Here is a 13139-nt window from a genome sequence, read left to right as displayed (position 1 = left end):
TAATCATCCCACGCATTGAAAGAACACTATAGGATAAAACTTGAATTCAATGCGAGTGAGAGAGCTATGCGGTTAGAACAGACTAAATGTGTAATTTTCGATTGTGATGGAACACTCATCGATAGCGAAAAGCTTTGTTGCCAAGCCTTGGTGAATGTATTCACCGGCTTTGGGGCGGAGCTAAACGTTAACGACTGCTATGCGCACTTTCAAGGTGGAAAGCTAGCCGACATCTTAATGAATACACAAGAACGTTTAGGGCTATCTATCTCGATTGATACGCTTGAGCCGTTATATCGTATTGAATTAGAAGCCTTGTTCCAACGTCATTTAAAGCCGATGGATGGTGCTATCGAGCTCATTGAATTTCTAAAGCGACAGGATATCGAATTTTGTATCGCTTCTAATGCGCCTAAGTCTCGGGTTGAATCTTCATTGGCCATGACAGGAATGCTTGATGACTTTAAAGGTAAAGTGTTTTCAGCTTTTGATGCCAACAGCTGGAAGCCAGAACCTGACCTGATTATGTATACAGCCATGAATATGGGCTTTTTACCCAATGAGTGTATCTATGTGGACGATACTTTAAAAGGAATTGAAGCGGGTGTTCGTGCGGGTATTCAATCGTTCCGATTGCGCCCAAATATCAATGAATCAGTCGTAGATCCCGAAGCCGACTCATCAGAGGTAGCGGCTCAGGATATCTACAGTTTGGAAGAGATTTCGGTTTGGATTAATGGCAAACACTGCTCAAGTGGTGGAATACCGAACCCTGCAGCTTTGGTGGGGTAGAGCCTAGCTGAAGGCTGACTACCTTACTAAATTGTTTAGTGTGAAAACCGCAAGATGCACAAGTAAACTTTTCTCCACTTTCTGAGAGTAGATATTCGTCGTGTTGGCATAAAGGGCATGTAATGTCGTCGGTGTTTGGTGTTTCTGTTTTATTCATTATGTGTCACCTGCAGCAAGAGGGTAAGCGAAAAAAGACCCGTTTAATTAGATTACCCCTAAGCTCGAATATTAGACAGTTTTGACACTTGATAATCTCGCCTTTGCGACTTGCTTCATGGTAATGATAATCTCATCGTTAAAGACCATGTGTTTCTTGTTGTTATTAAGGGGAGTTGTTATTAAAGGAAGCTGTTATTAACGGAAGTTGTTATTAGTGAAAGTTGCTATTAACGGACGTCGATAAAAAAGGACTCATGATGAGTCCTTTTTAGTTTCGCTTAATTTAACTTGGTCAGTAAGTGAACACTCAAATCTAAGTGCGGTATCTTGCCAAAGTTTTAGACAAAGAAACTGATGCGTCTGTCAGTGTCGACACGCCATTTGAAGAGTTTTGAGCCACTTCTTTAATCACATCGGATTGACTGCGAATATCGTTAAGTTCAGCTGCGATGGTGTTCGCTACGTTGCTTTGCTCGTCCGCTGAGGTTGCAATCTGAATACTCATATCCATTAGCGCTTGAGCTGAGTCAGCAATCGAGTTTACATCGTCCCCAATGTTTGAAATTAGTTGGCTGCTTGTTTGCGCTTGGTCGACCGTTTGCTCGGTGATCTTAGCGATATTTTGGCTCTCTTGCTGTAAGCGTTCAATCATCGCTTGGATTTCAACCGTAGCCGACTGAGTGCGACTTGCCAATGTTCTTACTTCATCCGCAACAACTGCGAAACCACGGCCTTGTTCGCCCGCACGAGCGGCTTCAATCGCGGCATTCAAAGCAAGCAAGTTAGTTTGCTCTGAAATAGCGTTGATCGTCGTGATCACTTCATTAATTTGGCTAGTGTTCACATTCAAGCTAGTAACTGAAGATGAGGTTTGCTCAATCAAAGAAGAAAGGGTAGTGATTTCTGAGATAGCTTGTTGAACTTTCGTATGGCTGTCGTTGATTTGCTGCGCGTCTTGTTCAGTTTGTTCTGTTGAGCGTGCTGAAATGTTAGAGACTTCATTGGCTGAAGCGGTCATTTGATCCATGGCAGTAGCAACAGAGTCTAGAGACGCATTCTGGCTCATGATTTGTGTTTCACTGCGCTTCATCTCTGCTTCGAAAGAAGCCGATGTTTCGCTTAGTGTCGCGGCACTGTGGTTTACGTTGTTGACTAGCTCACTAAGCGTGTCCATTGAACGGTCAAGTGCACAACCAATCGTACCGAACTCATCACGTCCTGGGTGGAAACCAAGGCGTGATGTTAAGTCGCCATCACCAATTTTTTGAGTAGTTGAGTAAAGCACCCACAGTGCACCGCCTAGAAAAGTCGCCACCCAGTAACAGAAAAGACCAAAAGGCACACACCACAAAAAACTGAGTAATAAAGAGTACAGTGCTTGCTGCTTTTGATTCTGCGTATCAAGATTTGAAACGGTAAGAGAGTAGTAGTTACCATCTTGTGCAATGGCTGTTGCTGTAACTGCACCATTCTTTAATATGGTTGTTTCTTGAGGACGTGTTTGTTGGCTAACTGAACGAACGGAAGCTGGGGAATCTGACGCTGATAAGATGCCTTGCAATTGATATTCAACCTGCTGTTTTGCACTCGCGTCAATTTGTTCCATATTGTTGACGTAGTTGAGGCCAGCGAGGCTTGCCACAGCGGCAAAAAAGATTAAGAAAATGACCCAAAACTTGTCGTTGATAGACATTTTAATAAACAGTTTATCTATCGTTCGAAATTGTACTTCTTTCATAAAAACTCCACGGTAAATCCTTTACCGTGGACTCTAAATAACCGACCTCAATAAAAATGTGATGCCAATCGACTAATTGTGAAAATTAATGATACCAACATATCGTTTATGAGATATCTATCAAGTATTTTTGTTCTCTATGGGTTTATTAGCCTAGAGAAGGCAATAGCCCTACTGAAATAAGGATTTGAATCGCAATGATAAAAACGCCTACGCTGCCAACTAAAAACAACGCTTTACTTCCACCGAGCACTTGGTAAGTCGCTTCTGTGCCTTGAGGTTCTACAGAGAAATCCGTGTAACGAATCTTGTATACCATCACTGTCGGCAGCAAAATTGCGAGCACTGAAAGCGCTATGGCTGCGTAACCCAGAGCTGTAATGAATCCCTGTGGGTAAAACAAGGCAAAACCTAATGGCGGTAAGAAAGTGATAGCGGCCGTTTTAACACGTTTTGCACTGCCTAGTTTCTTGCTCAGTGAATCCCCCATGAATTCAAATAACCCCAAGCTCACACCAATAAAAGAAGTCAGCAGTGCAAGGTCTGCGAATACGCCAACGATCACGCTAAGGTTTGATTGATGAACGGTTTGTGACAATGAGACTAATAGTGCGCCTAAGCTTGTATCCGACAAAAGCTGCTCTTGGCTGATCACACCTAGAGTCACACTCTGCCAGAAAACATAGATGACCAAAGGCAGTGCAGAGCCAATAATCATGACCTTACGTAGAGATCGAACGTCACCATCTAAGTATCGAACAATTGAAGGGATGCTGCCGTGGAAGCCAAAAGAGGTAAACACAACTGGGATTGCTGCAACAATCAGCCCTTGCTGTAAAGGCATGCTCATTAGGTATTGAGAGGTGATGTTCGGTGCTAGGAAGCTGAGTACCAGTACCATCGCAATCAGTTTAAGTCCGAATAAAACGCGGTTAACTTTATCAACACTGTGCGTACCAATCGTCACAACGCCAGCAACTAACAGTGTGAATAGAAGGGTAGTGATTTGGCCATTAAGCTCAATGCCTGAAATATCCGAGATACGTTGATTAAACTGCGCACCACCGCCTGCGATATAAGCCGAACACAGAGCGTAGAAAAGGAACATAACTGCAAAGCTAGCGATCCACTTACCTTTTGTCCCTAAAATTTTGTCAGCTAGCGTATGTAGGGTTGCGTCAGAATCAGCGAATTGATGTAGTTCTACCATTAACAATGCAGTAAAGGCCATTAGAGCCCATAAGCCAAGCATTAGAAAAAGTGAGGTTGAAAAGCCAATACCTGCTGAAGCAAGTGGAAGAGCGAGCATGCCAGCACCAATAGTGGTGCCTGCAATGATCAAAGTACTACCAAAAACCTTTGATTTATTCATTGTATATAATTCTTTACGTTAGGGTGTGTTTTCATTGTAATTCTTCTAGCTTAAGCGCATAAACCCAAAGAATATCTCGATTTTTAAGTATTCTGATTGAGTTTAATTCCAAATGCAATGTCTAATGTAATTAAAAATACCCACTGTAAACTTTATTTTACGACTGGTGGGTTGGAAGCACTCAAATGCCCGAAGCAAACGTTTGACCATGATCTGCTTCAAAATTTGTAGAGTAATTTGTTGTACTTGGTGTAAGGTGACAGTACATATGTCGTTCGCGTATACCCCTTTAGCGTAAACAAGCGCTAATGATCGCGAGTAGCTTCAAGCTATAAATATGGAATGGGTAGAGTAGAGTGCGTTCATCAAAGTGACATAATATAAGTCCAAGATGGTGCACTAGTTAATCGGACATCATGTCCGCATCAAGGAATAGAGGGGGCACTATGAGTGACCAATCTTTTAATGACGAAAGTCTTGAGTTGTTAGATGCCATGGAAATTGGCATTGATTTATCTGACTACGAGCAGGCGGTTAAACAATTAGCAGAAGAACTTTTTAAGTCTTCGAACTAGGTTTTACCTGAACTAAAGGTTTCTGTAGTTCAACGTTCTCAAATTAGACAATTCTTAAACTGAGCAAATCTCATTCGCTCACACGTCATAACAAAACTATCCTCATTAAAGTTCGCGAAGATAAACGAGTACGTTTACCATGTTACTTAGTTCTCGATACTTTAATGAGGTTCAATGAACTTTCTCGCACACCTCCACATCGCTCAACACTGTAAAAGTAACTTAGCTGGTAATCTGTTAGGTGACTTCGTTAAAGGCGACCCTAATAAACACTATTCAACCTCGCTTTCAGACGGAATAAGACTTCATCGATTCGTGGATAGTTACACAGACCGCCACGATGTATCCCGATCGGCAAAATCGCTTTTTTTAGACCAAACGCGTCGCTTTGCACCTATTGCACTGGATGTATTTTGGGATCACTGCTTAGCCAATCATTGGACTCAGTTCTCGCGGCAGACGTTAGAGCATTTTTGTTTCGATAGTCATCAACAGATCTTTGAACATCAAGAGCCTCACTGGCCTGAGAACTTCATTACTATTCATCAAAAGATGGCAGAACAACGTTGGCTCGAAAGCTATCAAGACATGTCTTCCATAGAGGTGGTATTGCAACGTATGGCGTTGAGAAGGCCCAAGCTAGGGATGCTCAAAAATTGTTACGGCGACCTCGAACGTCATTATGATACGTTGCAGTGTCACTTTAATGAACTGTATCCCAACGTTTTAGAAGAAGCGAAGCAGTTTAATGCACTTCAAATGAAGAAAAATCACAAGGAAAGGTAAACAGCGTAATGCAGGTTTGCTACAATCCGCGCCTATTTAATCTTTGAGCATCATACTATGTCTGAATCTACCCAATCTTTTAACCAACTAGGATTGTCTGAGCAACTTCTTACAACGCTATCAGAGCTAAACTTTACGGCTCCGACTAGTGTTCAAGAACAAGCTATTCCATTGGTACTGGAAGGCAAAGATGTACTGGCTGGTGCGCAAACGGGTACCGGTAAAACCGCGGCATTTGGTTTGCCGATTATTCAAAGGTTAATCGAGACTAAAGACAATGTTATTCCGAACCCTAAGCTCGTTCGTGCACTTGTGTTAGTGCCAACGCGTGAATTGGCACAACAGGTGTTTGATAACGTAACGAGTTATGCGAAAGGCACCGATATTAAAGTTGTGGTGGCTTACGGGGGCGTTAGCATGAAGGTTCAAACCGATAACTTACGTGGAGGTGCCGACATTCTTGTAGCGACGCCTGGTCGTCTTATTGACCATATGTTCACCAAGAACATCATGTTGAGCCAAACGGAAGTGTTGGTATTAGACGAAGCAGACCGCATGCTAGATATGGGCTTCATGCCTGACATCAAACGCATTCTTTCTCGCATGAACGACGTACGTCAGACGCTGTTCTTCTCTGCGACGTTCGACAATAAAATTAAAGCGCTTGCACATCGAATGATGCAGTCACCAAGCGAAATTCAAGTTACGCCAAAAAACAGCACCGCTGACACCGTTACCCAGATGGTTTATCCGGTTGATAAATCGCGTAAAAGTGAACTGTTGGCCTATTTGATTGGCTCAAAAAACTGGCAACAAGTGTTGGTGTTCACGAAAACTAAGCAGGGCACTGATGCTCTAGTTAAAGAGCTTAAGTTAGACGGCATCAAAGCGGCATCAATCAATGGTGATAAGAGCCAAGGTGCGCGCCAAAAAGCACTGGATGATTTCAAATCAGGCAAGGTGAGAGCGTTGATTGCAACCGACGTGGCAGCTCGTGGTATTGATATCCAGCAGCTAGAACAAGTTGTGAACTATGACATGCCATTTAAAGCTGAAGATTACGTTCACCGAATCGGACGTACTGGCCGCGCAGGTAATACTGGCTTAGCGATTTCTTTGATGAGTCAGGATGAAGCGTACCTATTGGGTGACATTGAACGCTTACTTGATACTCGCTTGCCTCAAGAGTGGTTAGAGGGCTTTGAACCAAGCCTAGAAAAAGATGTAGCCCCTGATCGCGGTGGTCGCAGTAAAAGTCGTTCATCAGAAAAACGTAAGATGAAAGCGAAGCTTAAGATTCACCAAAATCGCGGTAAAGCACGTCGCTAACAAGCTGGACAAAGCTCCAGTTTAAAGATCTATAGATATAAAAATGCGCCGTTACAGTTGGTTCTGTAACGGCGCATTTTTGTTTCAAGTAAATCAATTTATGACCAAGGAAAATAAAACACTGGATTAATGATGTTCTTGATTGCACTTCCATACACAGGGCACTTCATAAATTAGCTCATCTAGGCTAATTGGGTTTAGCACCCATTGGTCTTCGATTCTAAACTTACTTACCATTTGTGAGTTGAATAGTTGCCAATGCTTAAGTAGGGCATCTTCGGGCGAGGTGACCATATCGCCTTCATTCCAAGTGCTTTCCATGAAGGGAGTTAGGCATACCGCTCCGTGCGCATACATGATCATTTGCCATTTAATCTCATAAATGTTGATCAAGTTCTTTGGATTCGCATCGTTATATTGTTCAGCTAACATGTTGATTTCTTTTTCGACATCGCCAACATTGTCGATAAAGTAATCGACCAAGTTGTCTTTTTGACGAACAGAGTCAGTGATAAGTTGCATCGGTTTTCGTGAGTGAATCATGTTGCTAAAGAGGCGCATACTAAATAAATAGATAGTAATGTTTGGTGCGACGCCTTTTGGTAACTCTTCCACTATCTTAGCAATATAAGACTGAAAATAAGCGTGTAAACAATCACTTATCGCATGCCAAATTTTTTCTTTGCTGCCAAAGTGGTGGCGAATAAGGCTATGCGATACGCCTGCTTTTTCACTGATGTTACGAAGCGAAACGCTATCATAACCATGCTCACAGAACATATCCGCGGCAACACCCATGATCAAAAATCTCGTCTCTTCAGCGTCTTTTGCGCTTCTTCTGCCTTGTTTCTTTTCAGTCATCTTCATTTCACACATTTACCTGATAACCACATTCTACACTGTTTTTACTCAAATAAAAAATACTGCACAGGTGGAAAGTAAAGCTTGTGGATTACGGAATTTTGAATATACTGCCCACCTGTGTAATAAATCATAATAATTAAATGGAGAGACATCATGCAGTCCAATTTGTCTATCAATGTCATATCGAGCAAGCGCATGGGAGCTGTGATTGCAGCACTATTGCTCGCAGGCTCTTTGACCGGATGTAATAAGGTTCAGTCAGAAGAAACGGTTCAAGTTGTTAAGCCTGTAAAGCTGTTTGAGATTCCTTTGCAGACGGATATCGAGCTTGATAGCTTTATCGCAAAAGTAGATGCAACCGACCGTGCTGCGCTTTCCTTCCAAGTAGGAGGCGACATTGAAACCTTCGATGTTCGTATGGGACAAGAAGTGAAGAAAGGTCAGGTGCTCGCCGTATTAGATGCGACGGATTACCGTATTGCGGTTGATGCAGCACAAGCCAAATTTGATCTTGCGAATAGCCAATACAAACAAGCTTCTGAGTTGTACGCGAAAAAGTTAGTCAGTACCGATTACTACGACCAAGCCGTGAACACCTTTACTGCCGCTGACGTTGAGTTGGACCAAGCAAAAACAAACCTTGGCTACACCACCTTAGTTGCTCCATTCGATGGCGTGGTATCGATGGTGTTTGGAAAACAATATCAATTGATCGCAGAAAAGCAGCCTGTACTGAATATTTTGAATCACAGTGAGATGGACGTGACGTTTTCAATTCCAGTATCAAAGCTTGAAGACCGTTCTATTCAAGACCTAACGAGCTCAAACATGTGGGTTGTGATGGATAGCCACCGTGGTATTCGTATCCCGACTCGCTTTAAAGAAATCTCTACACAACCAGATGAAGACACCAACAGCTACCAAGCGGTTGTATCCATCGAAAAACCGGAAGGCATCAATTTACTTTCTGGAATGACAGCGCAAGTTGAAGTTCAGAAGCATAAATCTGACTACGGTATTGGCATTGTTGATTCAGCTTGGTTAACCAAAGAAGCTGACCATGGTGAGCTATGGCGCTATAACCCTGACTCTCAATTGATTTCTAAAGTACAAGTCCTTCTTGATGAGCAAGGCAAGGTTATTGATGGATTGTCGTCTGGTGACCTTATCGTTGAAGCGGGTGTGGATATGTTATCCGATGGACAGCAAGTTAAAGCTTGGTTACGTGAGGGCGGTATTTAATGAACCTTTCCAAATTATCAATTGTTGTCGGGTCGGCTATGTTGCTTCAAGCCTGTAACAGTGAAGTCGTGCATCGTGAACAACCCCCTCTGTTAGTTTCTACCTTTGAAGTTGGCGCGCCGCTGACTGATCAATTCAGAAGTTTTAACGGTCAGGTAATGCCCGCTGAATTGACCCCCTTGGCATTTAAGCTCGCAGGCGAAATTCAACAAGTCTTGGTTGAAGCCGGTGACAACGTCGAAAAAGGCCAGCTACTTGCAACTTTAGACAACGCGACGTATCTCCAAGATCTTACTGATGCTAACTCTCAATTCAAACTGGCGAGCAAGCAGTTAGCCCGTGGTACGGAGATGTTTGGTAGCAAGATGTTGTCGCAGTCAGAGCTAGACCAACTAACGGCTAACTATAAGCTGGCATCGGTGAATTTGGCGGCTGCAGAGCGCAAGCTAAGTTACACAGAGCTTTTAGCGCCATTTTCCGGGACCGTTTCTACCGTGGACAAGCAACGTTTCGAAAACACGACACCGGGTGAAACACTATTAAGCGTGTACCAGAACGATAAGGTGTATGTACGAATTCAAGTATCAGATTCGATCTTGGCATCGATCAGTCCAGACATGCGTTCAAATAGCTATCGTCCTGAGGCGACCTTTGGCGGTCACACTGGGCAATATCCCCTGACGTATTTGGAGCACACCAGTGAATTGCACCCGCAATCGCGTACTTACGAATTTTGGATGCAGATGCAACAACCTAAAAACGAAATCCTGCCGGGCACCAGCGTTACGGTGAACGTGGATATGGCGAAAGCCGGCTTGAGCGATGTTCAAGGCTACCAATTACCAATGACAACTTTAGAAGCGGGTTCTGAAGCGAATCAGTTTTATGTGTGGAAAATGGAAGACGGACAAGCATTCAAAAGCGAAGTAGAAGTCGACAAGATCAGTGGCCAAGGCGCATTAATCGCTCACGGTGTTGAGCAAGGTGATCGACTCGTAAACTCGAATCTAAGAAAACTCCGTGACGGAATCAAATTGTCAGGAAAAGCAGAATGAACATCGCAGAATATTCAATAAAAAACAAAGTAATAAGTTGGCTGTTTCTCGTCATATTGGCCATTGGTGGCGTGACGTCTTTTGGTAATCTATCCCGTTTGGAAGACCCAGCTTTTACCATTAAAGATGCAATGATTATTTCAACTTACCCTGGCGCTACGTCAATGGAAGTTGAAGAAGAGCTGACTTACCCGCTTGAAAAAGAGATAAGACAGCTGCCTTATATCGACAAGATAACCTCAACGTCGTCGAATGGTATGTCTCAAATTATGGTGAGCATGAAGATGGACTACGGTCCAGACGAGCTACCACAAATCTGGGATGAAATGCGTCGTAAGATCAACGATTTACAGCCCACGCTTCCTAGTGGTGTTAACTCAGTTCAGATCATTGATGACTTCGGTGATGTGTTTGGCGTGATGATCATGCTGACGGGTGATGGCTACGATTACGTTGAACTCAAACAATATGCTGATTATCTCACACGCGAAATCGAACTGGTTGAAGGCGTAGGCAAAGTAAGCATTGCAGGTGACCAACAAGAGCAATTGTTTGTTGAGATGTCACTTGAGCGTTTAGCCGCGCTGAATCTAGATATGTCGATGGTTACGTCACTGCTATCACAACAAAACAGTGTGGTGTCAGCAGGTGAGGTAATGCTCAATGGCCAAAACCTAACGATCAAACCGAATGGCACTTTAAGTACGGTTGAAGAACTAGAAAACTTAATCATTCATGGCCGCGATACAGGTAACCTGATTCGCTTGAAAGATGTCGCTGAGGTCACTCGCGGAATCCAAGAAAAGCCAGGCAATGTATTAACTTATAACGGCAAACCAGCAATCAACCTAGGCATTGCGTTCTCTTCGGGCGTAAACGTGGTGGAAATCGGTAATGCGCTTGATGGAGAGCTTGAGCGTTTAGAAAGCATTAAGCCAGCCGGTGTTGAGTTGAATTACTTCTACAACCAAGCGCAAGAAGTGGACAAGTCCGTTGCTGATTTCTTGATCAGCCTAGTGGAAGCGGTCGCAATTGTTATCATCGTACTTCTGTTCGCGATGGGCTTGCGCAGTGGTTTGATCATTGGTTTGGTTCTGTTGCTGACTGTATTCGGTACGTTCATTCTTATGGACTACAACGATGTTGAACTGCACCGTATCTCGCTGGGTGCTTTGATCATCGCACTGGGTATGCTGGTGGATAACGCGATTGTTGTCGTTGAAGGTATTTTAGTTGGCTTGAAGAAAGGCAAAACCAAGCTTGAAGCAGCGGAAGACATCGTGACACAAACACAATGGCCACTATTAGGTGCAACCATTATTGCTATCACAGCCTTTGCACCTATCGGCTTGTCGAAAGATGCAACGGGCGAGTTCATGGGCTCGTTGTTCTGGGTACTGTGTTTCTCGCTATTCTTGAGCTGGGTAACGGCGCTAACATTAACGCCTTTCCTGGCTGAGATGTTGCTTAAAGAAGAAGACAAGGTTGATGGAAACGTAGACCCTTACAAAGGCATCTTGTTCGTTGTATTTGGTGCGTGCCTGAAAGTAGCGCTTCGATTTAGATGGCTTACTGTTGTCAGCATGGTTGCGCTATTAGCGGTTTCCGTTGTCGGCTTTGGTATGGTGAAACAGCAGTTCTTCCCGCCATCAAACACGCCAATGTTCTATGTAGACATGTGGATGCCGGAAGGTACTGATGTTCGTGAAACGATCAAGCAGACAGAAAAAGTCGAAAGCTATATTCGTCAACAAGACGACGTAGAGTTTGTAACCACAACGGTTGGGCAGGGCATGCAACGTTTCGCGCTGACATACCAACCAGAAAAAAGCTACGAAGCGTACAGCCAGTTACAAGTAAGAACCACTGACCGTGACACCATGTTCGAAGTCCTAGAGGAGTTAGACAAGGACTTAGCCAACAAATTTGAACAACCCACGTTCCAATTCAAATTGATTGAGTTTGGCCCGTCACCAGCTTCAAAAATAGAAGCACGTATTAGTGGCGCAGACCCACAGATACTTCGCAGCATCGCGGTTCAAGTAGAAGATATTTTGTTAGCGGATCCGAGCTCTCGAAATGTTCGTCACGACTGGCGTGAACGTACCAAAGAGCTAGTGCCACTGTTTAACGAATCAAAGGCTCGTCGTCTTGGCATTTCAAAGACGGATCTGTCCGAGACGTTACAGATGGCGTTTGGTGGCTACAACATCGGTTTACTGCGTGATGGTACTCATATGTTGCCTATTGTTGCGCGTTTACCTGAAGCAGAGCGTTTTGATTTTGAATCACTGAACAATGTGAAGATTTGGAGCCCATCGTTACAAACCTACATTCCAGTTGAACAAGTGATTGATGGTGTAGAGCTTCAATGGTCTGAACCACTGATTCAACGTCGTGATAGAAAACGTACGCTAACCGTACTGGCTGATCATGATGTATTGGGTGATGAAACGCCGGCTAGCTTGTTTGCTCGTGTTAAACCAAAGGTAGAAGCATTAGAGCTACCAGCAGGTTACAACATTAGCTGGGGTGGCGAGTACGAAAGTTCGAAAGATGCACAAGAATCTCTATTTGGTTCACTACCAATGGGTTACTTATTGATGTTTATCATCACCATGCTTTTGTTTAATTCGCTTCGTAAGCCACTTGTGATTTGGTTTACGGTACCACTTTCTATCATTGGTGTTTCGATTGGTCTGTTAGGTACCAATATGCCATTCAGCTTCACGGCGTTCCTTGGCCTACTGAGCCTAAGCGGCATGATTTTGAAAAACGGAATCGTCCTGCTTGACCAGATCAACACCGAACTCTCAACAGGTAAAGACCCATACCTAGCGGTTGTCGACAGCGCGATCAGCCGTGTACGACCTGTATCTATGGCAGCATTGACGACTATCTTGGGTATGATTCCTTTGGTATTCGATGCATTTTTCGGCTCGATGGCGATTACCATCATGGCAGGCTTAGGCTTTGCTACAGTACTAACGCTAATAGTAGTACCAGTGATGTTCGCTATTCTATATAGAATCAAACCGTCCACTGCGGGTTATTAGGGAATGATATAAAACAGATTCTTTTAAGCCAGCCTAGTCAATTTTGACTGGGCTTTTTTATGGGTGTGATTTGGCGACTAAGGGACTATAGTGTCAGCGAACGTTGCGTTAAGAAAGAGATAGGTATTAAAAAGCCGCTAACCAATGGTAAAGCGGCTTCCTGTAGAATAG

General features: G+C 43.6%; 10 protein-coding genes. 7 read left to right on the top strand and 3 right to left on the bottom strand.

Translation table 11 applies throughout. The features are described from left to right. Nucleotides 1-66 precede the first annotated feature (66 nt). Entirely contained in the window at nucleotides 67-792 is a 726-nt protein-coding gene (locus tag AC3CHU_RS23595) for an HAD-IA family hydrolase (protein ID WP_488525821.1), read from the top strand. A 472-nt stretch (nucleotides 793-1264) separates the two neighbouring features. On the opposite strand, the gene AC3CHU_RS23590 is transcribed toward AC3CHU_RS23595, so the two are convergent. Beyond that, nucleotides 1265-2689: a methyl-accepting chemotaxis protein gene (locus AC3CHU_RS23590; protein WP_102534164.1), complete on the bottom strand. Its 1425-nt coding sequence runs from the start codon at nucleotides 2687-2689 to the stop codon at nucleotides 1265-1267. 148 nt (nucleotides 2690-2837) lie between these two features. Next, nucleotides 2838-4061: an aromatic amino acid transport family protein gene (locus AC3CHU_RS23585; protein ID WP_017081132.1), complete on the bottom strand. Its 1224-nt coding sequence runs from the start codon at nucleotides 4059-4061 to the stop codon at nucleotides 2838-2840. A 446-nt stretch (nucleotides 4062-4507) separates the two neighbouring features. On the opposite strand from AC3CHU_RS23585, the gene AC3CHU_RS23580 reads away from it, so the two are divergent. The 3 genes from AC3CHU_RS23580 to AC3CHU_RS23570 all read left to right on the top strand — a co-directional run bounded on the left by AC3CHU_RS23580 (nucleotide 4508) and on the right by AC3CHU_RS23570 (nucleotide 6751). Next, nucleotides 4508-4636: a hypothetical protein gene (locus AC3CHU_RS23580; protein ID WP_004730901.1), complete on the top strand. Its 129-nt coding sequence runs from the start codon at nucleotides 4508-4510 to the stop codon at nucleotides 4634-4636. Nucleotides 4637-4810: 174 nt separating this feature from the next. After that, the gene (locus tag AC3CHU_RS23575) at nucleotides 4811-5422 is read left to right on the top strand and encodes an acyl carrier protein phosphodiesterase (RefSeq protein WP_488525820.1); all 612 of its coding nucleotides are present in this window, start codon (nucleotides 4811-4813) and stop codon (nucleotides 5420-5422) included. 57 nt (nucleotides 5423-5479) lie between these two features. Next, nucleotides 5480-6751, top strand: a complete 1272-nt coding sequence (locus tag AC3CHU_RS23570; RefSeq protein WP_237298104.1) for a DEAD/DEAH box helicase — start codon at nucleotides 5480-5482, stop codon at nucleotides 6749-6751. Nucleotides 6752-6877: 126 nt separating this feature from the next. On the opposite strand, the gene AC3CHU_RS23565 is transcribed toward AC3CHU_RS23570, so the two are convergent. Continuing rightward, nucleotides 6878-7618, bottom strand: coding sequence for a TetR/AcrR family transcriptional regulator (locus tag AC3CHU_RS23565; protein WP_114635377.1), 741 nt, complete (start codon nucleotides 7616-7618; stop codon nucleotides 6878-6880). Nucleotides 7619-7768: 150 nt separating this feature from the next. Here AC3CHU_RS23565 and AC3CHU_RS23560 point away from each other — a divergent pair, with 150 nt between their 5' ends. From AC3CHU_RS23560 to AC3CHU_RS23550, 3 genes are read left to right on the top strand one after another with little or no spacing between them, the layout of a single operon-like run. After that, nucleotides 7769-8857, top strand: a complete 1089-nt coding sequence (locus AC3CHU_RS23560) for an efflux RND transporter periplasmic adaptor subunit (RefSeq protein ID WP_488525819.1) — start codon at nucleotides 7769-7771, stop codon at nucleotides 8855-8857. Beyond that, the gene (locus AC3CHU_RS23555) at nucleotides 8857-9912 is read left to right on the top strand and encodes an efflux RND transporter periplasmic adaptor subunit (protein ID WP_488525818.1); all 1056 of its coding nucleotides are present in this window, start codon (nucleotides 8857-8859) and stop codon (nucleotides 9910-9912) included. The genes AC3CHU_RS23560 and AC3CHU_RS23555 overlap by 1 nt, the downstream gene beginning before the upstream one ends. Next, entirely contained in the window at nucleotides 9909-12968 is a 3060-nt protein-coding gene (locus AC3CHU_RS23550) for an efflux RND transporter permease subunit (protein WP_488525817.1), read from the top strand. The genes AC3CHU_RS23555 and AC3CHU_RS23550 overlap by 4 nt, the downstream gene beginning before the upstream one ends. Nucleotides 12969-13139 lie beyond the last annotated feature (171 nt).

This window comes from Vibrio sp. QJM3NY_39 (assembly GCF_057785895.1).
Note: the sequence above shows the minus strand (reverse complement) of the source record. Positions and strands in the feature narration are given on the sequence as shown.

Excerpts from the sequence above, each read along its gene's own strand:
- AC3CHU_RS23595 (WP_488525821.1), top strand. The coding sequence starts at position 67 with ATGCGGTTAGAACAGACTAAATGTGTAATTTTCGATTGTGATGGAACA.
- AC3CHU_RS23590 (WP_102534164.1), bottom strand. The coding sequence starts at position 2,689 with ATGAAAGAAGTACAATTTCGAACGATAGATAAACTGTTTATTAAAATG.
- AC3CHU_RS23585 (WP_017081132.1), bottom strand. The coding sequence starts at position 4,061 with ATGAATAAATCAAAGGTTTTTGGTAGTACTTTGATCATTGCAGGCACC.
- AC3CHU_RS23580 (WP_004730901.1), top strand. The coding sequence starts at position 4,508 with ATGAGTGACCAATCTTTTAATGACGAAAGTCTTGAGTTGTTAGATGCC.
- AC3CHU_RS23575 (WP_488525820.1), top strand. The coding sequence starts at position 4,811 with ATGAACTTTCTCGCACACCTCCACATCGCTCAACACTGTAAAAGTAAC.
- AC3CHU_RS23570 (WP_237298104.1), top strand. The coding sequence starts at position 5,480 with ATGTCTGAATCTACCCAATCTTTTAACCAACTAGGATTGTCTGAGCAA.
- AC3CHU_RS23565 (WP_114635377.1), bottom strand. The coding sequence starts at position 7,618 with ATGAAGATGACTGAAAAGAAACAAGGCAGAAGAAGCGCAAAAGACGCT.
- AC3CHU_RS23560 (WP_488525819.1), top strand. The coding sequence starts at position 7,769 with ATGCAGTCCAATTTGTCTATCAATGTCATATCGAGCAAGCGCATGGGA.
- AC3CHU_RS23555 (WP_488525818.1), top strand. The coding sequence starts at position 8,857 with ATGAACCTTTCCAAATTATCAATTGTTGTCGGGTCGGCTATGTTGCTT.
- AC3CHU_RS23550 (WP_488525817.1), top strand. The coding sequence starts at position 9,909 with ATGAACATCGCAGAATATTCAATAAAAAACAAAGTAATAAGTTGGCTG.